Here is a 20,813-nt window from a genome sequence, read left to right on the forward strand (position 1 = left end):
CGGGGGCGCACGGATCGTTGCCGAAGCACTCACCGATTACGGCGTGCTCATGGCATGAGCTGTGCGGAATCACTCCTCCCGGGCGCCCTTTCCATGCCAACGATGCAGGTGATGCGACCAAGCAATACTGCCTGAGCCAGGCAACCACGGGGTTATTTTCGTGTCAGGCCCCGCATGAGAGCGCTGAGACCCGAAAGAGTACGAGGATTGACGGTGATACGGAGGAGGGAGTGCTGTCTGATGAGTTGGCAGTCCGTCTTCATGACGATGCGACGGACGAGGTCCTCTCCGCACCCGCTCGTGGCCAGCGGCACGAAGTTGGCCTGGCAGGGGCCGATCATTGCCTCCGGTACCAAGCGGGCGAGCAGTGCTCGAGCTTGCCGACGTTCGCGGCGCACCCAGGTAATGCCCGCATCCCGGGTGGGTGGCGCGTCGGGGCCGAAGAGGGTTTCGGCGACGGCTAACTGGAAGTAGTTCAGAGGAAATGCTTCTTGCCTGTGGGCCAAACACCTGAGGGCCTCGGGAGCAGCGACCAGAGCCCCGATCCGGGCTCCTGCGAACCCGTAGGCCTTGGAGAGGCTGATGACGCAAATCACCCCGGCATCCGTGAGCTCCGTCAGATGGAGGGTCAGCGGTTCGTCTGCGAAGGCGTCATAGGTGAGGTCGCAGATCAATTGTCGCACTCGGGCGGTGCGGATGAGATAGTCCAGCCCGGCTACATGACCTGTCGGATTGTTCGGCGAGCAGACGATCAGCGGGGAACCGTCCCGGGCGTTCCCCGGGGCCGACTCCGGCAGCTCTGATGCTGGATAACCCCATAGCGAGATGCCTTGGGCTTGGGCGGCCATGCCGTAACCGATGAATCCTGGCACGGGCGCCAGGATCCCCGCTTCGGTGCGGCCGTAAAGGCCTATGGCCAACGCGATGGCCTCTGACGCCCCTTTTGTCAGAAGGACGCGACACGGGTCCACCCCCAGATGCGCGGCTACCGCGGCGATCGCCTCGGGCTGTTCCCGGCCCGGATAGCGTCGCCACGACGCCTCCCCCAATCGTCGGAGAACCGCTGCCTTGATCTCCTCGGCGGGCTCGACGGGGCATTCCGTCAGATCACTGCCGAGCGTGGGAACTTCACGTCGCACTGGCGCCGCCTCCTCGTCTCTCCGAATCCCCCGCCCGAAGCACGACATTGTGCGGTGCCGCCCTTCAAGAGGAGGACGCAGCAATGTCCGCTCTCACCATGACGGTCGCGGCGTCCCGGGCAACGTCGTTGATGTCCTTCAGAGACAGGCTCATCTCATTTCGGAGGAATTGAACGACTGACCACCACCTCGCCCGCCGGTCCGTGAACTCGCCGAAATAGAGATAATATCTGGGGAGCCAGTCCAGGGCTTCCTCAACTGCCCGATCCTTGCCGATCTCACGCGCATAGGCCTGCATGTCGATGGATGTGTGGTGCATGAATTGCCCGCCCGGAAGGCTGGAGCAGAAATCCTGATAGAAGCGTGTCTCGACGATCAGTTCATGCCAGATATCATCGAGTTCGCTGCTGAGGGGAATGAAGGTGCGCCCACCGAGCGAGGCGATGTAGAGAAACTTGAGACATTCCTCTATCTGCTCCTGTAGTTCCCCATCTGGCCGGCCCGGGAACGCCCTTTCTAGAATCTCCCGCATCTTCGGTGTCAAATAGGACAGCAGGTCGATATTTTCCACGGCACCTCCTTTGGATCCGTCCTGGGAGGGTGCCCGCCTCCTGGCGGGCACCCTAGACATCAACGCCGGTCAGCTCTTGGCACACCAGTGAGCATACGTGGCGAATACATCGAAGTGCTTCTCCGTAACGATTCGCTTCAGGTCCTTGAGTGTCATCCCTGCATCTCCAATCCAGAATTGCGGCGTGACAGATGTCAATCAACTCCTGCAGACTGACATCCGATCTGATTGACGACGCTAGCGCCAACAAGTCCTTGACGTAAGACGCAGAGCCAAGATTCTTTTAGTTGCCCACAAATCGAGAGAGGAGACATTTTCCTCTCGCGCGGCGAAATGCTCACCGAAATTTCCTGCTTCTTGCAGAATTCGGGGCGCGCCAGAACGACCGCCGATCTCGGGAGCGCAGCGGCATCGATCCCTGATATTTGCGGGCGGTACTTCATTAGATGCCCAGCCATGGGGACAGGGGAAGGGCGCCAGGCTCCCCGACTTGTTGCGCATGTCGCAAGATTGTGCGTTAGTGAACCTCTTTCATCCTGGATAGTTGCAGGTGAGGAGGGTGTGGATGGCTTGGACGGTGCGGCTGATGCGGTTGGTGGAGCAGGGGCGCTAAGAAGTCATCTCATTTGGGCTTCGCGGGTAGACTGTCGGCCATGGTGGGGATCGTTGAACGGCTGGTGCCGGACGAGCTGTGGGAGCTGTTCCAGCGGGTGGTGCCGGACGCGCCGTCGCGGCCTCAGGGCGGTGGGCGGCGCCGGCATGGTGACCGTGAAGTACTGGCCGCGATCGTGTTCGTCGCGACGTCGGGTTGTACCTGGCAGCAGCTTCCCAAGGCATCGTTCGGCCCCTCGGGGGCGACAGCCCACCGACGATTCTCCGAGTGGAGCGAGGCCCGGGTGTGGGCCAAGCTCCACCGGCTGGTCCTCGACGAACTCGGCGTCCGCGGTGAACTCGACTGGTCCCGCTGCGCGATCGACTCGGTGAACATGAGGGCCCTGAAAAGGGGGATCTGACAGGTCCGAATCCTGTGGATCGGGGCAAGTTCGGCTCGAAGATCCACTTGATCACCGAGCGGACCGGTCTGCTCCTGTCCGTCGCGATCTCGGGCGCGAACCTGCACGACAGCCAGGCTCTCGAGCCCCTTGTCCGCGGCATACCGCCCATCCGATCCCGCCGCGGACGCCGACGACGCAAGCCCGGCAAGCTCCACGCGGACAAGGGCTACGACTACGCCCACCTGCGACGATGGTTACGCGGACGCGGCATCAGACACCGCATCGCCCGCAGAGGCATCGAGTCCTCACAACGGCTCGGCCGCCACAGATGGGTGGTCGAAAGGACCATGTCCTGGCTCGCCGGCTGCCGACGCCTGCACCGCCGCTACGAACGCAAGGCCGAACACTTCCTCGCCTTCACCAGCATCGCCTGCACCCTCATCTGCTACCGCAGACTGACCAAATGAGATGACTTCGAAATCGCCACCGACGAGGGCTGGCTCTACCTGGCCACCGTCATCGACATCGCCTCCCGCCGCGTCGTCGGCTGGGCCACCGCCGACCACCTGCGAACCGAACTCGTCGCCAACGCCCTCGAGGCCGCCTGCCACACCCGCCGTCCGTCCGGCCCAGTGATCTTTCACTCCAACCGAGGATGCCAATACACCAGCTGTGAACTCGCCAAGCTGGCAGGGCAGTTCGTGGTCAGGCTGTCCGTCGGCCGCACGGGTCAGTGCTGGGATAACGCCCTCGCGGAATCGTTCTTCTCCACTCTGAAGAACGAGCTCGGAGACAGCCGACCCTGGCCCAGCCGGGCCGCCGCCCACACCGCGATATTCGAGTGGATCGAGAGACCTTGTTGCCCAATTGCCTACGCGGTGAGGTCGAGTGAGGCAAGGTGTGATGTCCGAGTGGGGGCGAGTGGTTGTCCAGTCCACCAGGCGTCGAGTCGGAGTAGGTTGACGGCGGTGGCTGTGAGGACGTGTGCGAGAGCGGTCTTCCGTAGTCCTGTGTAGCGGGTTCTGCGGGTGCCGCCGGCCGTGACCGCCTGGTGGATCGTGCCTTCGACGCCGGAGCGGATCGCGTAGACGGCCTGAGGTGACCCCCGGAATGTGGACACAGGGGTCATGCTGCGAGTGAGAGTTTAACTGTCTTGTGGTGCTGCTGTTCGAACTCCATTGGGGAGAGGTAGTCCAGCGCGCTGTGGCGTCGGCGGGCGTTGTAGTAGGTGAGCCACTGGAAGATCTCCAGCCTCGCCTGACGGAACGTCGAGAACAGCTTCCGGTGCATCGTTTCTCGTTTCAGGCCCTGCCAGAAGCTCTCGGCCAGGGCATTGTCGTAACTGGAGCCGACCCGGCCCATGCTCCTGCGGATGCCGTACCGATCGCAGACCTGGGCGAACGCGGCCGAGGTGTATTGCGATCCGCGGTCCGCGTGGAAGATCACTCCGGTGACGTCGCCGCCGCGGGTCGCGACCGCGGCCTGGAGTGCGTCGATGACGAGCTCGGCCCGCATGTGCGGGGCCATCGACCATCCGAGTACCCGGCGGGATCGGATGTCGATGACGCAAGCGAGGTAGAGCCATGCGGTTCCGACCTGCACGTATGTGATGTCGCCGCACCACTTCTCGTCCAGCGTGCCGGCGGTGAAGTCCCGCTGGAGCAGGTCTGGCACCGGCGGCGCCAGGCGGTCCGGGATCGTGGTGCGCTTCTTTTTCCGCAGGTGGCGGCCGACGATGCCGTGCTTGCGCATCAGCCTGGCCACGCGCTTGCGGTTGACCGTGTACCCAAAGCCCCGCAGTTGGGCATGGACTCGGAGCGCGCCGTAGTTTCCGCGGTGTTCGGCATGGATTTCGCGGATCTCGGCGACCAGGGCGTCCTCGGTTCCCTGCCGCTCGGCCCGCGCCTGGGCGCCGGCGATCCACCGGTAGTAGCCCGAGCGGGAAACTTCCAGTACCCGGCATATCCGCTTGATGCCGTACATCTCGGCGTGGGCGGAGACGAAGTCCCAAGCGGCGGTCCTCACTTCATCTCCCGCGCGAAATAGGCGGCTGCCCGTCGCAGGATCTCCCGCTCGAGCTGCCATTCCTTCTCCGCCTTGGCCAGCCTGGCGTTTTCCGCCCGCAGCCGGGCCAGCTCGGCCTCGGTGTCCTGCGACGCGCCGGAGGCGACCGGACGGTCTTCGGCGTCACGCACCCAGGTCCGCAGCGTCTCGGGGTTGACGTTCAGATCGGCCGCGACGTCCCGAAACGTCCGCCTGCCGGCCGAGGCCCGCCACAACGCGACCGCGTCGGACCGGAACTCCGCACTGTACTTCGAGGGCCTTGCCACGTGGATTTACACCTTCCAGGATCAACAAGATCCATTGTCAGGTGTGTCCACACCACGGGGATCACCTCAGGACTTCCCCGATGGGGGAAGTCCCGTGCTTTTTGGTGGCGTCAGCTTCGCGTCCAGGTGTAGATCCGTCTGATGTCCCATCGGGTTTGGGGGCTGTTGGTGGTATTCGGCTGAACGTTCCATATTTGAGGACCTGGGCATTGACGGGTGGCGTGAGCAGTCTCCGCTTGCGCTGTGGGGGTGGTTTGCCTCGGCGACTGTTGACAGAGACCCCGGGACGTCTTGGCGGAGGTGCGGGGTCTCTGTCGTGCCGCTTCGAGGAACGGCGCCCGCATGCCGGATTCCCACGGTCGGGCCCTCTTCGCGGGGGCCGTCCCTGGCGGGGTGATTCCTTGGCTCCGGTCTGCTTTCCTCCAAGATCTGGGTATCGAGTGTAGTGGCGTTGGGGCCGGTTGTGTCCCTGGCATATGAACGTGGCTCAAATCCTCATGTGGTGGCGGAAAGCTGAATCGGTCATGCGTGTGGACTGGGCAGGGGTGAGTGCCGTGTCCTCAGCGGGGGCGTCGGCCTTGGCGGTGCGGGTGGTTCGTTTGGGTGGGTTGGCTGGTGTGGTGCGGTTCCTGGGGGTGGTGGGGCTCGTTGTTGTCGCTCGGAGGCCAGTGAGTGTGGAGGGATTTTGTGGTGGACCTGGGTGCGGTGGGGGATGGGCGGGGCGGTCTGGGGTGTGGGGCGGTCGGTGGTGCGGGGGAGGTGCCGGGCTGGTTTGCTGAAGGGGTTTCGTGGCGGTGGGAAGCGTGGCAGCAAGCGGTCGGGGCGGGCCTGTTGGGCGAGGGGGCGCTGGTGCGGTTCCATTTCGCGTCGGACGGTTCGATGTTCTCCGTCGCGGCAGGCGCGGGCGGCCGGGTACTGGTTGACGGCGAGGAGCTGACACCGTCGATGGCCGTCCGCTTACGGGCCCAGACGCCATTACTGGAAGGCCTGGTCCGGTACTACGAGAACAGCCAGACCGCCGGGCACGGCATCGAGGACGGCCCCCCGGACGGTGTGACCTGGATCGAACGGGCTGCTCGCCGGCCTGGACGGAAGGTCCGGTACGGGGCGGCAGCGCCGGCTGTCCGGCTTGGTGTCCGATGCCGGTGATCTGTTTCCGGGTGCTATCAACTTGTGGTGTTCATCGGTGAGTTCGGGTGTGTGGGAGGTGCTCGTGTCGCCGGGTCGCGGTCAGGATGCTGCTGTGCAGCCGGTGGTCTGCTTCCAGGTGATGAATCGTTCGGTCATTTCGTGTCGCCAGGGGGCGGGCGGCGAGGAGGTGGCGTCCAGGCCTGGATCACCGCACGCGGAGAGAAGGTCGCGATCCAGACCGGCGGACGCTGGGTCGTCGAGCGCACGAACTCCTGGATGAACAACTTCGGAAAACTCCGCCGCTGCACCGAACGACGCAAGGCCACGATCGAGTTCTACATCGCTCTGGCCAGCATTTTCGTCACCGTCCGCCACCTCATCCGCCGGGCCTGGACCCACTACCGATGGGACACACGACCCCGCACCTCACGCATCCGATGACCTACTGGCGGACGGTCTTAGCAGACCCGTAACTTCATGGATTTGGCTTTTTAAGAACGAGCTGGAGGGTGCTCTCGGGCTTGATCTTGTAGTAGGCCACGGTGTGCGCGTCCTCCAGCACCTTGCCCTGGAAGGTCAGAAGCTGCTGGTCCGACGGGATCCCTTCCTTGTCCTGAATCTTGGCCTTGACGTCTTTGATCTTGTCCTTTCCTACGACCTCGAGCGTGATGGTCTTCCCGGTCAGCTCCTGGACGAAGATCTCGAAGGGTGTCTTCTTCGGGGGAGTGCCCACGCCGCTGCCGCTCAGGACGACGCAGCCGTTGTTGCCGTTGTTGCCGGCGCCGTTGCCGCCGTCGCCGCCCTGTCCGGTGCCGGCGGGGCAGGCGCTCGGTACCTTCGCACCGGGTGCGCCTCCGGCGGCGCCGGTAGAGCCTCCGCTGCCGGGGTTCCCGTTGTGGAGTTTGGCGTGGGTCCCCTTGCCGCAGCGCACGGCGGTGCCACCGGTTCCTCCACCGGCTCCTAGGCCGCCGGCCTTGCCGCCTACGCCGCCGTTGGCCTGAGCCTTGATGTCCTTGCCGACGGTGATCTGGGAGGTATCCCCGTTCTCCCCGTTCTCTTCGCTTGGACCGCCGGCCCCGCCGGCCCCAACATGAATGAGCAGGCGTTCGCCGGGTTGAACATTCAGGGTGCAGTGGACGGTGGCGCCTCCGCCTCCACCGCCTCCGGAGCCGCCGAACTCGCCTCCGCCGCCTCCGCCGCCTCCGCCGGCGCCGGTGACGGAGGTGGTGATACGGGTGACACCGGGCGGCACATCGAATTCGTGGTCGCCCGGCGTGCTGTACAACACCTTGCCGGCCGGCGCTGCGGAACTGGAGCTGCCTGGCGTGGTGTACGGCGCCTGGGCCGCATGGACAGGAGCAGCTACGACCGCAGGCAGCAGGACACCGACCGTGGCCGTGACCCCGGCCAAAACCCGCCGGGCACGAAGACCTGAAAAACAAAAGGCAGAAGGCATAAGCGTTCCCCAAAGGTCAGGACAGACCGTTGACGCCGAGGCGCGTCGTTCCCCCAACTGTCTTGCTCCCGTAGTGAGAAGGGCCAGAGTTGCGGTGGGGGCGTGTGGGGGCGTAACCGCGTGTTCTTCCGTGCGCGGGCGCCGGTCACAAGGGGGGCGCAATCCGCCAACGGTCCACTTTTCACCCGCCACCGACAAGGACCGGGTCAGGTTCTGGCGGGCGATCGCGCGGGGGGTGAGCTCGGTGGACGCCGCGGCTGTTATCGAGGTCTCGCCTGCGGTGGGTTCGAGGTGGTTTCGGCATGCTGGCGGGGTGAATCCGTGCCTTGGTCCGATCGTCTCCGGCCGGTACCTGTCGTTCGCCGAGCGGGAGGAGATCGCGCTGCTGCGGGCCCGGAATATCGGGGTCCGTGCCATTGCACGGTGTCTGGGTCGTTCGCCGTCCACGATCTCGCGGGAGCTGCGGCGCAATGCCTTCACGCGGAGCTACCACCTGGAGTACCGGGCCTCGCTGGCGCAGTGGCATGCCGAGCGGCGGGCTCAGCGGCCGAAGACGGCGAAGCTGGTGGCCGACGAGCGCCTGCGCGAGTACGTGCAGGACCGGCTGGCCGGGCACGTCGTCCACGGCCTGGACGGCCGGGTCGTCGAGGGACCGCAGGTGCCGCCGTGGCAGGGCAGGAACAAGCCCCGCCGTCAGGACCGGCGCTGGGCGACCTCCTGGAGTCCAGAGCAGATATCGCAGCGGCTGAAGGTGGACTTCCCTGAAGATGAGTCCATGCGGATCTCCCCGGAAGCGATCTACCAGGCCCTTTACGTCCAGGGACGCGGGGCTCTCAAGCGCGAGCTGGTCGCCTGTCTTCGTACCGGACGCTCACTGCGGGTCCCTCGGGAGCGCACCAGGCAGAGTGTCCGCGGGCACGTCACCGCTGACGTGCTGATCAGCGAGCGGCCGACCGAGGCCGAGGACCGAGCTGTCCCGGGGCACTGGGAGGGCGATCTCATCATCGGCACCGGCCGGTCGGCGATCGGCGCGCTGGTCGAGCGCAGTACGCGGTTCACCATGCTGCTGCATCTGCCCCGGATGGAAGGCTTCGGCCTCGAACCGCGCACCAAGAACGGGCCGGCGCTGGCCGGCCGCGGTGCCGAGGCCGTGAAAGGCGCGATCACCGCCACCATCACGACGCTGCCCGAGCAACTACGCAGGTCGCTGACGTGGGACCGGGGCACGGAACTGGCCCAGCACGCCCAGCTTCGCGTCGATGCCGGGCTCCGGGTCTACTTCGCCGACCCCCACAGTCCCTGGCAGCGGGGTACCAACGAGAACACGAACGGTCTGCTGCGGCAGTACTTTCCGAAGGGGCCGGACCTGTCGCGCTGGGGTGTCGAAGAGCTCCAGGCCGTCGCCTTCACCCTCAACAGCCGACCCCGCAAGACCCTCGGCTGGAAGACCCCCGCCGAAGCCCTCAACGAGCACCTACTATCCCTCCAGGAAGCCGGTGTTGCGACGACCGGTTGAGTCCAAGCTCACTGCCTCTGTCGCTGTGAAAGATCACGCCCCTGACGTCGCCGCCGCGGGTGGCCGCGGCCATGTTCAAGGACGCCACGACCAGCTCGGCGTCGTGACGGGCGCCCATCGCACAGCCGAGCAGTCGGCGTGAGAACAGGTCGATGACGGTGGCCAGGTAGAGCTTGCCCTCGCCGGTGGTGATCTCGGTCATGTCGCCGCACCACACCTGGTCCGGAGCGTTCACGGTGAAATCCCGCCGCACGAAGTCAGGGCCCGCCGGCCGCTTGCCGGGCCGGGTCAGCCCCCGCCGGTGGCGGACCTTCCGTCCGGGCAGGGTGAGCCCGGCCATGAGGCGGGCCACGGTGTGCCGCCGCCATATCAGGCCGAGGCCGAATCCTGCCGAGACGCCGGGCGGTCCGCCGCAGGAGACCGCGCATCCGATCCATGCCGACCTGGATCGGGGCCATTCTCCAAGACTTCCTCAAGGTCAGGCCAAGCCTGAAGCGGCAGCCCGTGCTCCCGCATGGGTGCGTCTACTTTGTCCCTGCATGACAGGCAGTGCTGAACGCCGTGTACCCCTTGGGCGGCGTCGGCTTGTCCGGGCTGCGCTGACGGGAGCCGTGGCGGTGGTCGCCGGGCTGGTGTCCGATTCCCCCGCAGCCTCGACCTTCACCCACGTGGACGGGAAGGGACTGCGGCCCAGGACTCCCGAGTCTGCGATGCGGGAACTCGCCGCGGGCAATGCCCGTTGGCGAACGTTCCACGAGCGGCATCCCGACCAGACTCGGGCGGTGCGGCAGACCTTGGTCTCCGGGCAGCATCCCTTCGCCGTGGTCTTGGGCTGCGTCGATTCCCGCGTCCCTCCGGAGCTGGTTTTCGACCAGGGTCTGGGTGATCTGCTGACGGTGCGCTCGGCGGGCTCGGTACTCGACGAGGCGGTCCTCGCCAGCATCACGTACGGGGTCCTGGAGTTGGGGATCCCGCTCGTTGTCGTTCTGGGGCATCAGTCGTGTGGGGCCGTCACCGCAGCCGTCCACGCCGCCGAGGACGGGATGCGACTGCCCGGCCATATGCAATACCTGGCCGACCAGATCCGTCCGGCAATCGACCGCACCCTTCATGGGGTGGCGCGCGTGGATGCAGCCATCACGGCGAACGTGCGGCTGGTCCGCTCCCGCCTGGCCGTCGAGCCGTCCTTGGCGGAGAAGGTCGCCGCGGGCGAGCTGGCTGTGGTCGCGGCCCGGTACGAACTGACCAGCCAGCGGGTCCACCAGGTCCACTGGCCGCAGCCAGCGTGAGCCTCCTGGCGCCGCCGCACCCGCTAGACTTGCAGAGTTATGCAATTTGCTAGTTCTGGATTCGGTGGACGGGGGTTGCGGTGTGGCCGGGTTCGCAGAAGCGGTGCTGGAACGGGTCCGTGTGGCGCGGGCTCGTCTGGCGGTTGCGCGAGAGGCTGATGATGCCGTCGAGGAGGCGCAGGCCGCCGATGAGCTGGAGGACGCGCTGCGGGTGGCCCGCGATCACGGCGTGGCCACCGGCGGGGACAGCCGGTGACCGCGCCGGTGTCACCGGCTTGGACGAGGCCGCGGTGATGGCCCGTCACCCCAGTGGGCAGCCTGCGCCGCCACAGACGCGTAAGCACGCGTGGACGGTGCCGCTGGCGCCCGGCTCGGTTCGGGCCGCGCGTGAGCGCACCGAACGTTCCCTGGTCCTGTTTGGCCTGGAGAGCTCATCTTCCCTGGTCGGGGCCGCGCTGCTTGTGGTCAGTGAGCTCGTCACCAACGCTGTCCGCCACGCCCAGCAGTCCCCGGAAGCCGAAGTCACCCTCCACATGAGCGACCACCTGCTCGTGGTCTCCGTCGCGGACCTGGACCCCAGCCCCATAACGCTGGCCGACGCCGACCGGACCTCGGGCCAGGGACTGCGCACGGTGGCCGACCTGGCCCGCACCTTCGGCGGCGAGCTCCGTATCGAGCCCGCCGGCAAAACACGCGGCAAGACGGTCGTGGTCCGCTTCATCCTGCCGGGAGGCACACCGTGACCAGCAGCACCAGACCAGCCGCCCGGCTCTATCAGATCACCTGTCTCGGTGGCGCCGAACCAGACATCGTCACCGTCGAGGCCGGGGAGGTCGCGGCCGCCATCGAGCACGCCGGCGACCACGGCATGCAGATCCTCGTGCGTCCCTATAGCCACCTGCTCCAGGAACCAGTGACCGGGAAGGAGGCCGCGTCATGAAGGACAACGCCTCCGAGAACAAGTCGGCTGCGGATCAGGAGAAGTGGAAGGAGAAGGGCGTCGCCATGCGCGCCTTCTTCTACATCTTCGGTACGCACGTGTTCGCCGGGTTCATCTGGCTGCTCTTCTACCTGGGCCAGCATGCCCAGAAGTGAGAAGCGGCCGTCTTCCGGTGTCAGAAGCGCGTTAAACCCGCACTAACGGAAGACGGCCGCCGTATGTGGGGCGCGGGCCTCAGAGGGCCAGCGCCGTGATGCCTGCCTAGGTGTGGCGGCTGGCCTTGAGGTCGGCCAGGAGTTCGGCCTGGCCCTCCAGGACGCCGGAGAGGATGCTGCGGGCGACCCGCAGGAGCTCGGCGATCTGGGGGTGGGTGAGCCTGTAGTAAACGTTGGAGCCCTCGCGGCGGGTGACCACCAGATTGGCCTTGCGCAGGACAGCCAGCTGCTGGGAAAGACTCGCGGCCTCCACCCCGACCTCCGGCAGCATCTCGGCGACCGCATGCTCGCGCACGGCCAGAAGCTCCAGGACCCGGATACGGACCGGATGCCCCAGCGTTTTGAAGAACTCCGCCTTCAGCTGGTACAGCGGTGCGCTCACCTCGGTACCCCTGCTGTCACTGCCCATCTCATCACCCAGAACCGTTCCTTCGCAGGGGCATCCGATCGCCCCTGGTCACACCTTGCGACCTCCACAATTGCAGATCCCTGCAACTCCTGGGACCCTGCGGGGCACGTTCGTGACGTTCGGACCCCCAAGAGCGGGCCCTTCGCTGGTCAGCCGAGGGCGGGTGCCTCGGGCTGCTGGGGGTCGGGCCAGTCATCGGTGTGCCACTGCCGGATCGAGTCCTTGGCTCCGTGGGCGGCGAGAGCGGTGGGAAGGTCGCAGTGGACGGTGACGGGCGAGCATGTGGCGTCGGGGACGAGGGAGCCGTCCGCGGGGATCGCCGCGAGTTCCAGGCACCGGCCGTGCTGGGCCAGGCGGCGCGCGGCCTGGGCCACGGCGATCTGTCCGCCGGCCGACCAGCCCAGCAGTCCGGTCAGGTCCAGGATGACCGGGCCGGTGCCGCGGGCCAGTGCCCAGCCGATGGCGCCGGTGAACCGGTCGGTGGCGTCCGTGCCGAGATACCCGGCAAGGGACAGCACGCCCAGGTCCTGGCGGGTGGTGTAGCGCCATTCGATCGTCATGGTCGGTTCCTCGGTCGGTCTCTACAGGGGGAGAGTGATCCAGATGGCCTTGCCGCGGCTGTCCGCGTCCGGCCTTACGGCGGCGGTGCCGCCGAGCTCCATCGTCATTTCGACCACGGTGGCCAGGCCGCTGCCCGGGGCGGTGGCGAGCGCCCCGAACAGAGCGGGCTGGTAGGGGTGGCGGTCGTGGACGGCGAACGCGAACGCGCCCTGCCCGTGCGCGTAGGTCACGGTGATCATCGGGGAGCAGACGGCGGCGTGGCGGACCGCGTTGGTGACCAGCTCCGCCAGGATCAGCAGTGCCGGCCCGACGCTCGGATGACGGAGCCCCACTCCGCACTCCACGAGGACTGCCTCGGTGGTCTCCCGGGCGATACGGACGGCCGAGCCCATGGCCGGCACGTCCAGCACGTGCCGGAAGGGCATCGTCTCGACCTGGACGCTCACCGGCCCGCCCCCGTCACCGGGCGGGCCAGGCGGAACCCGGATACCTGCTGCGGGTGCAGGCGCAGCAGGGTGTCGTGCGGCCCGTGGGTCCAGCCGGACAGGGTGCGGCGGTAGTGGGCGGCCTCGTCCGGATTGCCGATGACGTCGGCCGGGCCGTGTGCGGTCACCGTCCAGCCTGTTCCGGTCGGGCTGTTGATCTCGTCGACCTGGTAGGTCAGCAGGGACCGGCCCAGGACGGCAGCCGACTGGACAGGGGCGCGGACGACGAGGCGCCCGTACTCCATGACGTGTGTGGCGGGGCGGACCATGGCCGTCTCGCGCTGGAGGTAGATCAGGCGGCCGTGGGTGGAGCCTTCGAGGAGCCACAGGGCCTCGGTGCCGGAGACCTCGATCAGGCGGCGGTCTGTGGGGACGGTCATCGTGCGGCCTTCCGGATACGGTGCGGTCGGTGCCCCCGGGGCAGCAGCCCTGCCTGCTCCAGGTGTTTACGGGCCCCGGCAATGGCTTCGGGGGTGGTGGCGTACTCGCGCCCCTCGAACCGCAGCAGGTCGAGGGCGCCCACGGCGTCCAGGGCCTGGCGCTGGCCGGGCCGGATACCGGAGGTCATCACGGCGATGCCGCGCCGGTTCAGCTTCTCCACCGTGTCCTTCAGGACGAGGGCTCCGGTGGCGTCCAGGGTGGTCACCCGCGACATGCGAAGGATCACCACCTTCACGTGGGCGACCTCGGAGAGTTCGAGGAGGAAGCGGTGCGCGCCGGCGAAGAAGAGGGGGCCGTCGATGCGGTAGGCGACGATGTGCTCGGCCAGCAGCGCGTGCTCCTCGTCGCTGTGTTCTCCGGGCATGTCCGGGCGGAAGTCGACCTGCTCCATCCGGGCCTGGCTCGCCACTGCTTTCAAAGCCAGTGCCCCCGCGACGACGAGACCGATGATCACGGCATAGACGAGGTCGAGGACCAGGGTCGCGGCAGCGGTCAGAACCAGTACGGCCGCGTCAGAGCGGGTGGCCTTCGCCATCGCCCGCAGGGAGCCGACCTCGACCATCCGGATTGCTGTCGCCAGCAGGACACCCGCCAGGGCCGCGAGGGGAATCCTGGAAACGAGCGGGGCCGCAGCGAACACGATCACCGCGAGCACGGCGGCGTGGGTGAGGGCGGCCAGGCGGGAGGAGGCTCCGGTACGTACGTTGACCGCGGTACGGGCTATCGCGGCGGTGGCGGGGACGCCGCCGAACAGCGGGGCGGCCAGGTTCGCGATTCCCTGCCCGAACAGCTCCTTGTCCGGGTCGTGCTGCTGCCCCACGGTCATCCCGTCCGCCACGGTCGCCGACAGCAGCGACTCCAGCGCGGCCAGCGCGGCCACCGCCACTGCGGGAGCCAGCAGGGAGCCGAGCGCCGAGAGGTCAAGGAAGGCGAGGGAGGGGGCGGGGAGGCCGGAGGGCAGCTCTCCGATCGGGGCCGTAGCGTCCAGGTGAAAGACCTGCGCGATCACGGTCGCGGCGATCACGGCCACGATCGAGAACGGGATCATCGGCTTCCACCTCGCCCCGGCCAGCATCACCACCGCGACCGAGAGGGAGAGACCGATCGCGGTCCAGTTCGGGAAGGCTACGAAGTCCATGAGCGCCCGCCACGCCACGAGCAGGACCTTCTCACCCTCCGGCTTGGGCACGCCGAGTGCGTTGGGTATCTGCTGAAGGCCGATCACACATGCGATCCCGAGGGTGAAACCCTCCACCACGGGCGCCGGCACGTACCGCATGTACTGCCCGGCCCGCAGTAGGGCGAGACCGATCAGCAGGACACCCGCCATCATCCCGACTGTGAGGACGCCGCCGGGCCCGTACTGGGCGACAATCGGCACCAGCACCACGGTCATCGCGCCCGTCGGCCCGGACACCTGGAGGTTCGACCCGCCGAACAGGGCGGCGAGCGCGCCCGCGACCACGGCCGTGGCCAGCCCCGCCTCCGCGCCCAGCCCGGAGGAAACCCCGAACCCGAGCGCGAGCGGCAGGGCGACGATCGCCACGGTGAGCCCGGCCAGGAGGTCCCGGCGGGGGCTGCGGCCCATGACCGCGAGGTCGGCCCGGGCCGGCAGCACCGAGCGCACGCGGCTAAGCAGGGAAGTCAGGAAAGCGTGCACGGTCACGTGGCCGGGACCTCGGAATCGCGCAGCTCCTCCAGCAGCTCACTCTGCCCGGCCAGCACCTCGGTCAAGATCCGCCGAGCCGCCCGCATCAGCTGGGCGACGTCCCCGCCCGCCAGCTCATAGACCACGGTCGAGCCGTCACGCACCGAGGTGACGATGCCCGATCGGCGCAGCACCGCGAGCTGCTGCGACAGCGCGGAGGGCTCGACCTCGATCGCGGCCAGCAGATCCCGCACCGGCATCGACCCGTCCTGCAGCAACTCCAGAACCCTTATCCGCACCGGGTGCCCCAGCATCCGGAAGAACTCGGCCTTGGCCTGATACAGCGGAACCGGCATGGCCTCGCCCCCTTCTCACCACCCCGGGCTCTGGGGCGAACGGCTTGGTGCTGTGCCCGCGGCTACCTACGGACACAGCACCCACAGCATCTATGAAATTGCAGACTTCTGCAATTCGATGATTCTGCGGTTCGCTGCCGGCTGCGGATGTACGGTTCCTGCGTGGGTCTCGCCGCAACCCCCGTCGGCGAGACCCTCCCCTCACGACGCCCACGAACGATCCAACCCCAGACGCACGGATCCCGCGCCTCTGATCACCGGCGCGGGTGGCCACTCCGTTACACCGCTGCCGTGAACACGGCCCGCTCGTCCCACGGAGCGGTCCCCCCCACCGTGCGGACGAGCAGCGAACGACGGCAGCAACGGGGCGGCCGGCTGTCAGAGTTGATCGGGAACCAGGCGCTTCGACAGATCAGCGCCCACGGACCGGCATCATGCCGTACGGACATCACGTCACGTGAGCAACCTCTGAGCCTTGATCGGTGCGGCCGACCTGGCGGCCTGCTCGATCTTCGCGCAGTGGGCCGCGCGGGCCTCCTCGTCGATCTGCTTCTCGTGTTCGGGGCGCATCCCGGTCCGGCCGTCGAGGCCCTCGCGCAGGATGTCGGCGTGCCCGGCATGCCGGATGGTCTCGCCGAGGACGTGGACCATGACGGCGAACAGGTTCGTGTTCGGATCAGGCTCCGGCCACCACGGCACGTGGCCGGGGGCATCGAGGGCAAGCTCGTTGATCGTCGCGTCCGAGTGTTCCCACGTGCGCCGGTAGGACCCCACGATCTGATCGCGCGTCTCATCCTCGGCCGCCCACTGATCGCTGCCGTCGGAGTCCTGCCACCGGCACAGCGGTTCCAGGGAAGGGCGGTCGAAGACCTCACCGAAGTACCTGGCCTCGACCGTGGCCACGTGCTTGACCAGGCCGAGGAGGTTGGTCCCGGTCGCTGTCAACGGCCGGCGGGCGTCGTACTCGGACAAGCCGTCGAGCTTCCAGAGCAGCGCCTCACGGTCCCGCCGCAGTCTCCCGTGCAGGTTGTCCTTCGCGAACTCATCGATCATGCGGCATGAGCCTGCCATGAGCTGCTCGTGGCCTCAAGATCCCGTACGTGGTCCGCAAGGACTGACAGCACCGAGGCCTGGCCATGGCCGCCGCCCTGACCTCCTACACGAAGCTCGCGAAACTTGGCACGTGAGACAACCTCTTAGCTTGTGATTTATTGTCCGGCATCGAACGCGGTTCGTACGTGGTCGGCGTTTTCGCAGTTCAGCGGACATGAAGGCGGCCTTCGTCTGATCCTGTGCTCCGTCACAGAGTGGATCAGCGCGAAGGCCGTGGTCCTGTGTCTGGTGGATCAGGGCGTCCTACGGGATGCGTTCGCGGAAGTGTCTCACTTCCGCTCGGAGTTGTACGCGTGACTGACCGCGCGGGCGACGCGCTTCTGTGTACGGACGGGCCCGTGCGGACGCTGGTCGATCTCGCGCTCGCACCCGAGGACCGTCGTGGTCACGGGGCTCTGTACGGCGGGCTCAACCAGGGCCGGATGGATGTTGCGCGGCTGCGCCGGGCCTTGGCCGGGGTGCCGTTGCCGAGGGCGGCAGACGGCCGGCTGGTGCTGGTGCTGGCGGTGGATGTGTCGCCGTGGCTGCGGCCGGACGCCAACACCTGTGCTGACCCCAGGCCTTCTGTCACACGTTCGGCCGGGGTGAGGGCAAGCATCAGATGGTGCCCGCCTGGCCCTACTCGGTGGTGGCCGCGCTGGAAATCGGTCGCACCTCATGGACGGCAGTGCTGGACGCGGTCCGCCTTCAGCCTGGCGCTGACGTCGCCGCGGTCACCACCCTTCAGATCCGCGAAGTCATCGAGCGACTCGTCGCGGCGGGCCCGTGGAAGCCGCGCGATCCGAACACCCTGGTTGTCCTGGACGCCGGATACGATGCTCCGCGCATCGCCCACCTACTGGCCGGCCTGCCCGTCGAGATCCTGGGCAGGATGCGTTCGGACCGGTGATGCGGCGTCCGGCCCCCTCCCGCGCAGAGTTCGCCGTGGCGCACCCCAGGGGCGGTCGGCCGCCCAGGCATGGCGGCGAGTTCGTCTTCGGCGACCCCACGACCTGGGGTCGCCGAAGAGGCGGTTACTGCCACGGACACCCGCCTCTACGGAAAGGCCTCCGCGCAGGCAGGGGACCGGGCTGCACCCCACGCAGACCCGCCGGGCTGCGTGGCTCGATCACGGGGCTGAACTGCCCGTGATCGAGGGGAGCGTCATCCGTCTGACCGTGGAGAAGCTGCCCAGCGGGGGGTGTCTCTATGTCCTTCGTCAAGGGTGTGGTGACTGGTACGTGGGGGTTTTGGGCTGGTCATGCGGCGAGGGTGATGGTGGGGGTTCTGGACTCACCTACAACACCATCCTGATCGACATGGCCACGCACAGGCCGATCGACGTCCTGCCGAATCGCGAGGCCTCCACGCTGGCCTCCTGGCTGGTCAAGCACCCGGGCGTCGAGGTCATATGCCGTGATCGCGGAGGTGCGTATGCCGAGGGCGCTCGCATCGGCGCGCCGGACGCCATCCAGGTGGCAGATCGCTTTCGTTTATGTCAAAACCTCTGTGAAGCGGTCGGTAAGACCGTGAACTCCCATTACCACTGCCTCCGAGTCCAGACCGAGACGGCCACACCGGAACCGGATCCGACCCCGGAACCCGTGTCGGCGATGGTCCTCGAGCCGGAGCCCGTGCTGCCACTACGCCCGGAGCGGCGACTGGTCATCCGAACCGCGAGCGTTTCGAGGCGGTGCAGAGCCGTTTGGCGGCTGGCATGTCGCGGGCGGCGGTCGGCCGTGAGCTGAACCTGGACCAGCAGACGGTCCGCCGGTTCGCTGACGCCACCACGCTGGCGGTACTGCTGGTGAAGTGCGAGAACCGAGTGACGAAGCCTGATGGATACCGCGAGCAGGTCAACGGGCTGTGGAACTCCGGTGTCACCGACGCCACGGTGATCACCGAGCGGATCAGGCCGCTGGGGTTCACCGGTAGCGTGCAGATTGTGCGCCGCTATCTGCACGAATTCCGAGTACCAGGAACCAGCCGCAGCCGTCCTGACCCGGTCCGAAGGCGGCCGGCCCCGTCAGGCCCGGTGATTCCCAAGCCCCGGAAGATCAGCCGATGGATCCTCAGCCACCCCGACCACCTGGACGACGACGAGACCCTGGAGGTCAAAGACCTCCTCGCACGGTGCGAGCACCTGCACCGCCTGGACGGTCACGTGCGCTCCTTCGCCGCCATCATGACCGGCCGACGCGGCGCCGAAATCGCCGACTGGATCGAACGCGTCGAGGCCGACGACCTGCCCACACTCCACACCTTTGCCACCGGACTACGCCGCGACCTGGCCGCGTTCACCAACGGCCTGAGCCTGGAAATACAACTCCGGCGCCGTGAAAGGAGCAGTCACACGAGCAAAAACCCTCAAACGCCAGTGCTGGGGGAGAGCCAACTTCGATCTCCTCGGACTCCGAATACTCCTGACACCCTGACCCGTCACGCGATCGTCGCCAGAGCCCGTTTTCCGCCAGTACGCCAATTGCGCCAATTGCGCCAAGTTCATATGTCACAGGCACGCCTCGGACCAAACAGCGCTACGCTTTTCAGCTGGATCATGAAGGTACAGCAAAATTATGCGAGCGACGGCCGCCCCGTCTCGCGTGAACGGCGGCAGTGTCCGCGAAGAGATATGACAGAGACCTCGCACCTCCGCCAAGACGTACCGAGGTCTCTGTCAGCAGCCACTGTGGCAACTCTCACCAGCAGCGCAATGGGACCATACGACCAATCTCCCAATGCCGCCAGGATCCAGCAAAGGACGTTCAGCCGATTCCGGCCCCGGCTTCAGATTCGGGACGGCGACAGACGACGCGGCACGCCCGCCAGCAAGTCTGCCCGCACACTGACGCCATAGCAGATGATGGGCTGCGCTGGGGTGAACCGGCGGACGGGCTGGCAGACCGCCCGCGCCTGAAAAGCCCGGCGCTTTTGGATGCCGCGGGCGGGTTGGAGAAACGAGCCCGCGAGGAGTCCTGGACCACACCGAGTACCTCGTCGCCGGCCTCCAGCTGGGCTTCTGCCCCAGAACCCCACGTCGGCGAAGCGAGAGTACGGGCGGCGCATTTCCCACGGCCAAGATCCTCGGAGTGATCGACCTCATCCACCTGCGCGGCCTGCTGCACCAGGACCTGGCGCAGCAGGGAGGTCTGGACTTCATCGCAGGCTAGCCTAATCCGTGATATTCCCGGTGAATCGGTTACGGATCCGCGGATGCCGACCTGGGGCGGTCAGCGTGCTCCGGGGGTGGGGGCGTGCTGTGTTCATGCGCGCGGGTGGCGTGACCCCACGCGCTGTGCTTCTGCGCCTGGACGCAGCCGGTGCCTGGCAGGACATTCGCTTCGTGGCGGCTGTGTTGCCGTGCCGCGTTGGCGGTCATAGCCCGGTGTGGTTGGGGGCATTGGCACTGTGAGGGAAGAAAAGAGGGGTCTGGAATGTCTGTCAGGAAATTCTTTTCGGGGAGTATTGCTGTGGCCGGGCGGTACGGGGCTGTTGTGACGGGATCTGGTGCGCTGGTGGCGGCTTTGCTGGTTCCTTCTGATCCCGCTGCTTACGCTGCGGGCGTGGACGCCCAGTGCACGGGTGCGGTGACCTCTACCTACAGCCCCGGCATCACCAACACTCCGCAGACCGTCACGTTCCACGTGACCGGACAGCTGGGGCCCTGTACATCGACGGGTGACCCTCAGCTGTCGTCGGGGACGTTCACCGCATCCGGTACCGGCACGTTCAGCTGCTCGTCGGTCACCACCGGCTTCCAGGAGGAGATCCACTGGAACGACGGGAAGGAGAGTGACATCGCCGGGACGATGGCCATCGGCGTCAACCCCCTGGGAGAAGACGTCTATGCCGCCAACGGAAAGGTCGTCAGCGACGGCGACAGCCACGAGGAGTTCATCGGCGACACCTACCTGTCCACCGGTCCTGTCCTCACCATTAACCCCCTCGCCTGCGCCGGCTCCGGCGTGACCAGCCAGTCCGGAACCATCGACATCACCATCACCAACCCGTAACCACAACAACCTGAACCGTGCTGTCAACTTTTAGTGTTCATGGGCGAGTTGGGGTATGTGAGAGGTGCTCGTCTCGCCGGGTTGCAGTCGTCGTCAGGATGCTGCTGTGCAGCCGGTGGCCTGCTTCCAGGTGATGAATCGTTCGGTCATTTCGTGTCGCCAGGGGCGGGCGGTGAGGAGGTGGCGTCGAGGTCGGAGGCGGGGCGAGATGGAGCTTTACGCGGAC

General features: G+C 67.0%; 23 protein-coding genes and 5 pseudogenes. 13 read left to right on the plus strand and 15 right to left on the minus strand.

Features of this window, described 5'->3' with window-relative positions; translation table 11 throughout:
- Positions 1 to 152: 152 nt before the first annotated feature.
- Together AC3IYJ_RS39415 and AC3IYJ_RS39420 are read right to left on the minus strand one after the other, a co-directional pair.
- Entirely contained in the window at positions 153 to 1,139 is a 987-nt protein-coding gene (locus AC3IYJ_RS39415) for an aminotransferase class I/II-fold pyridoxal phosphate-dependent enzyme (RefSeq protein WP_489399268.1), read from the minus strand.
- A 64-nt stretch (positions 1,140 to 1,203) separates the two neighbouring features.
- Positions 1,204 to 1,710, minus strand: a complete 507-nt coding sequence (locus AC3IYJ_RS39420; RefSeq protein ID WP_489399269.1) for a glycine-rich domain-containing protein — start codon at positions 1,708 to 1,710, stop codon at positions 1,204 to 1,206.
- A gap of 653 nt (positions 1,711 to 2,363) precedes the next feature.
- On the opposite strand from AC3IYJ_RS39420, the gene AC3IYJ_RS39425 reads away from it, so the two are divergent.
- A protein-coding gene (locus AC3IYJ_RS39425; protein ID WP_489399220.1) for an IS5 family transposase occupies positions 2,364 to 3,172 on the plus strand; the annotation gives its coding sequence in 2 pieces (ribosomal slippage) (positions 2,364 to 2,712 and positions 2,712 to 3,172; 810 coding nt in all).
- Positions 3,173 to 3,184: 12 nt separating this feature from the next.
- Positions 3,185 to 3,721: a transposase gene (locus tag AC3IYJ_RS39430; protein WP_489403061.1), complete on the plus strand. Its 537-nt coding sequence runs from the start codon at positions 3,185 to 3,187 to the stop codon at positions 3,719 to 3,721.
- Here AC3IYJ_RS39430 and AC3IYJ_RS39435 read toward each other — a convergent pair.
- Positions 3,664 to 3,834, minus strand: a pseudogene (locus AC3IYJ_RS39435) (transposase); the annotation flags it as partial. The gene AC3IYJ_RS39430 and the pseudogene AC3IYJ_RS39435 sit on opposite strands and share 58 nt — an antisense overlap.
- Positions 3,831 to 5,035, minus strand: a protein-coding gene (locus tag AC3IYJ_RS39440; protein WP_489399112.1) for an IS3 family transposase whose coding sequence is annotated in 2 segments (ribosomal slippage) — positions 3,831 to 4,795 and positions 4,795 to 5,035 — 1,206 coding nt in all. Because the reading frame shifts where the segments join, the coding sequence is not laid out codon by codon here. The gene AC3IYJ_RS39440 and the pseudogene AC3IYJ_RS39435, both read right to left, overlap by 4 nt.
- Before the next feature lie 690 nt (positions 5,036 to 5,725).
- Here AC3IYJ_RS39440 and AC3IYJ_RS39445 point away from each other — a divergent pair.
- Both AC3IYJ_RS39445 and AC3IYJ_RS39450 read left to right on the plus strand, forming a co-directional pair.
- The gene (locus tag AC3IYJ_RS39445; protein WP_489399270.1) at positions 5,726 to 6,184 is read left to right on the plus strand and encodes a hypothetical protein; all 459 of its coding nucleotides are present in this window, start codon (positions 5,726 to 5,728) and stop codon (positions 6,182 to 6,184) included.
- A gap of 186 nt (positions 6,185 to 6,370) precedes the next feature.
- A pseudogene (locus tag AC3IYJ_RS39450) lies at positions 6,371 to 6,607 on the plus strand (IS5/IS1182 family transposase); the annotation flags it as partial.
- A 34-nt stretch (positions 6,608 to 6,641) separates the two neighbouring features.
- Here the strand turns inward: AC3IYJ_RS39450 and AC3IYJ_RS39455 are convergent.
- Positions 6,642 to 7,451, minus strand: coding sequence for a ubiquitin-like protein (locus AC3IYJ_RS39455; protein WP_489399271.1), 810 nt, complete (start codon positions 7,449 to 7,451; stop codon positions 6,642 to 6,644).
- A gap of 301 nt (positions 7,452 to 7,752) precedes the next feature.
- Here AC3IYJ_RS39455 and AC3IYJ_RS39460 point away from each other — a divergent pair, with 301 nt between their 5' ends.
- Positions 7,753 to 9,138: an IS30 family transposase gene (locus tag AC3IYJ_RS39460; protein WP_489399272.1), complete on the plus strand. Its 1,386-nt coding sequence runs from the start codon at positions 7,753 to 7,755 to the stop codon at positions 9,136 to 9,138.
- On the opposite strand, the gene AC3IYJ_RS39465 is transcribed toward AC3IYJ_RS39460, so the two are convergent.
- Positions 9,086 to 9,478 carry a DDE-type integrase/transposase/recombinase gene (locus AC3IYJ_RS39465; protein WP_489399273.1) on the minus strand — a complete coding sequence of 131 codons (393 nt, stop codon included), beginning with the start codon at positions 9,476 to 9,478 and terminating at the stop codon, positions 9,086 to 9,088. The two genes, AC3IYJ_RS39460 and AC3IYJ_RS39465, sit on opposite strands and share 53 nt — an antisense overlap.
- A gap of 199 nt (positions 9,479 to 9,677) precedes the next feature.
- Between AC3IYJ_RS39465 and AC3IYJ_RS39470 the strand changes: the two genes are divergently transcribed.
- Entirely contained in the window at positions 9,678 to 10,427 is a 750-nt protein-coding gene (locus AC3IYJ_RS39470) for a carbonic anhydrase (RefSeq protein WP_489399274.1), read from the plus strand.
- A gap of 49 nt (positions 10,428 to 10,476) precedes the next feature.
- On the opposite strand, the gene AC3IYJ_RS39475 is transcribed toward AC3IYJ_RS39470, so the two are convergent.
- Positions 10,477 to 10,653, minus strand: coding sequence for a hypothetical protein (locus tag AC3IYJ_RS39475; RefSeq protein ID WP_489399275.1), 177 nt, complete (start codon positions 10,651 to 10,653; stop codon positions 10,477 to 10,479).
- A gap of 127 nt (positions 10,654 to 10,780) precedes the next feature.
- On the opposite strand from AC3IYJ_RS39475, the gene AC3IYJ_RS39480 reads away from it, so the two are divergent.
- Genes AC3IYJ_RS39480 through AC3IYJ_RS39490 form a run of 3 tightly spaced genes read left to right on the plus strand, consistent with a single transcriptional unit; the run spans position 10,781 to position 11,522 of the window.
- Positions 10,781 to 11,170: an ATP-binding protein gene (locus AC3IYJ_RS39480; protein WP_489399276.1), complete on the plus strand. Its 390-nt coding sequence runs from the start codon at positions 10,781 to 10,783 to the stop codon at positions 11,168 to 11,170.
- Complete coding sequence (locus tag AC3IYJ_RS39485; RefSeq protein WP_489399277.1) at positions 11,167 to 11,367, plus strand: hypothetical protein; 201 nt, start codon at positions 11,167 to 11,169, stop codon at positions 11,365 to 11,367. The genes AC3IYJ_RS39480 and AC3IYJ_RS39485 overlap by 4 nt, the downstream gene beginning before the upstream one ends.
- The gene (locus AC3IYJ_RS39490; RefSeq protein ID WP_385517615.1) at positions 11,364 to 11,522 is read left to right on the plus strand and encodes a DUF6126 family protein; all 159 of its coding nucleotides are present in this window, start codon (positions 11,364 to 11,366) and stop codon (positions 11,520 to 11,522) included. Before AC3IYJ_RS39485 ends, AC3IYJ_RS39490 begins: the two co-directional genes overlap by 4 nt.
- A 106-nt stretch (positions 11,523 to 11,628) precedes the next feature.
- On the opposite strand, the gene AC3IYJ_RS39495 is transcribed toward AC3IYJ_RS39490, so the two are convergent.
- From AC3IYJ_RS39495 to AC3IYJ_RS39525, 7 genes are all read right to left on the minus strand, one after another.
- Entirely contained in the window at positions 11,629 to 11,964 is a 336-nt protein-coding gene (locus AC3IYJ_RS39495) for an ArsR/SmtB family transcription factor (protein ID WP_489399278.1), read from the minus strand.
- Between the two features lie 176 nt (positions 11,965 to 12,140).
- Complete coding sequence (locus AC3IYJ_RS39500; protein ID WP_489399279.1) at positions 12,141 to 12,551, minus strand: STAS domain-containing protein; 411 nt, start codon at positions 12,549 to 12,551, stop codon at positions 12,141 to 12,143.
- 21 nt (positions 12,552 to 12,572) lie between these two features.
- Entirely contained in the window at positions 12,573 to 12,998 is a 426-nt protein-coding gene (locus tag AC3IYJ_RS39505; RefSeq protein WP_489399280.1) for an ATP-binding protein, read from the minus strand.
- Entirely contained in the window at positions 12,995 to 13,417 is a 423-nt protein-coding gene (locus AC3IYJ_RS39510) for a pyridoxamine 5'-phosphate oxidase family protein (protein WP_489399281.1), read from the minus strand. Before AC3IYJ_RS39510 ends, AC3IYJ_RS39505 begins: the two co-directional genes overlap by 4 nt.
- Positions 13,414 to 15,066, minus strand: a complete 1,653-nt coding sequence (locus AC3IYJ_RS39515) for a SulP family inorganic anion transporter (RefSeq protein WP_489403062.1) — start codon at positions 15,064 to 15,066, stop codon at positions 13,414 to 13,416. Before AC3IYJ_RS39515 ends, AC3IYJ_RS39510 begins: the two co-directional genes overlap by 4 nt.
- A 74-nt stretch (positions 15,067 to 15,140) precedes the next feature.
- A complete protein-coding gene (locus tag AC3IYJ_RS39520) occupies positions 15,141 to 15,482 on the minus strand; it encodes an ArsR/SmtB family transcription factor (RefSeq protein WP_489399282.1) in 342 nt (113 codons plus the stop codon).
- Between the two features lie 453 nt (positions 15,483 to 15,935).
- Positions 15,936 to 16,535: a DinB family protein gene (locus AC3IYJ_RS39525; RefSeq protein ID WP_489399283.1), complete on the minus strand. Its 600-nt coding sequence runs from the start codon at positions 16,533 to 16,535 to the stop codon at positions 15,936 to 15,938.
- Between the two features lie 357 nt (positions 16,536 to 16,892).
- Between AC3IYJ_RS39525 and AC3IYJ_RS39530 the strand changes: the two are divergent.
- The 4 genes and pseudogenes from AC3IYJ_RS39530 to AC3IYJ_RS39545 all read left to right on the plus strand — a co-directional run.
- Positions 16,893 to 17,776, plus strand: a pseudogene (locus AC3IYJ_RS39530) (transposase); the annotation flags it as partial.
- Positions 17,777 to 17,863: 87 nt separating this feature from the next.
- Positions 17,864 to 18,089: pseudogene (locus AC3IYJ_RS39535) on the plus strand (transposase); the annotation flags it as partial.
- Between the two features lie 202 nt (positions 18,090 to 18,291).
- The gene (locus tag AC3IYJ_RS39540) at positions 18,292 to 19,431 is read left to right on the plus strand and encodes a hypothetical protein (protein WP_489399284.1); all 1,140 of its coding nucleotides are present in this window, start codon (positions 18,292 to 18,294) and stop codon (positions 19,429 to 19,431) included.
- A 706-nt stretch (positions 19,432 to 20,137) separates the two neighbouring features.
- Complete coding sequence (locus AC3IYJ_RS39545; RefSeq protein WP_489399285.1) at positions 20,138 to 20,587, plus strand: hypothetical protein; 450 nt, start codon at positions 20,138 to 20,140, stop codon at positions 20,585 to 20,587.
- A 93-nt stretch (positions 20,588 to 20,680) separates the two neighbouring features.
- On the opposite strand, the pseudogene AC3IYJ_RS39550 reads toward AC3IYJ_RS39545, so the two are convergent.
- Positions 20,681 to 20,803 (minus strand): annotated as a pseudogene (locus AC3IYJ_RS39550) (IS6 family transposase); the annotation flags it as partial.
- Between the last annotated feature and the right edge of the window lie 10 nt (positions 20,804 to 20,813).

Source organism: Streptomyces sp. GL_140 (assembly GCF_057834465.1).

Coding starts and splice junctions, on each gene's coding strand:
- AC3IYJ_RS39515 (WP_489403062.1), bottom strand. CDS start 15,066: ATGGGCCGCAGCCCCCGCCGGGACCTCCTGGCCGGGCTCACCGTGGCG.
- AC3IYJ_RS39465 (WP_489399273.1), bottom strand. CDS start 9,478: ATGGCCGGGCTCACCCTGCCCGGACGGAAGGTCCGCCACCGGCGGGGG.
- AC3IYJ_RS39520 (WP_489399282.1), bottom strand. CDS start 15,482: ATGCCGGTTCCGCTGTATCAGGCCAAGGCCGAGTTCTTCCGGATGCTG.
- AC3IYJ_RS39490 (WP_385517615.1), top strand. CDS start 11,364: ATGAAGGACAACGCCTCCGAGAACAAGTCGGCTGCGGATCAGGAGAAG.
- AC3IYJ_RS39540 (WP_489399284.1), top strand. CDS start 18,292: ATGTCGCGGGCGGCGGTCGGCCGTGAGCTGAACCTGGACCAGCAGACG.
- AC3IYJ_RS39525 (WP_489399283.1), bottom strand. CDS start 16,535: ATGATCGATGAGTTCGCGAAGGACAACCTGCACGGGAGACTGCGGCGG.
- AC3IYJ_RS39500 (WP_489399279.1), bottom strand. CDS start 12,551: ATGACGATCGAATGGCGCTACACCACCCGCCAGGACCTGGGCGTGCTG.
- AC3IYJ_RS39470 (WP_489399274.1), top strand. CDS start 9,678: ATGACAGGCAGTGCTGAACGCCGTGTACCCCTTGGGCGGCGTCGGCTT.
- AC3IYJ_RS39510 (WP_489399281.1), bottom strand. CDS start 13,417: ATGACCGTCCCCACAGACCGCCGCCTGATCGAGGTCTCCGGCACCGAG.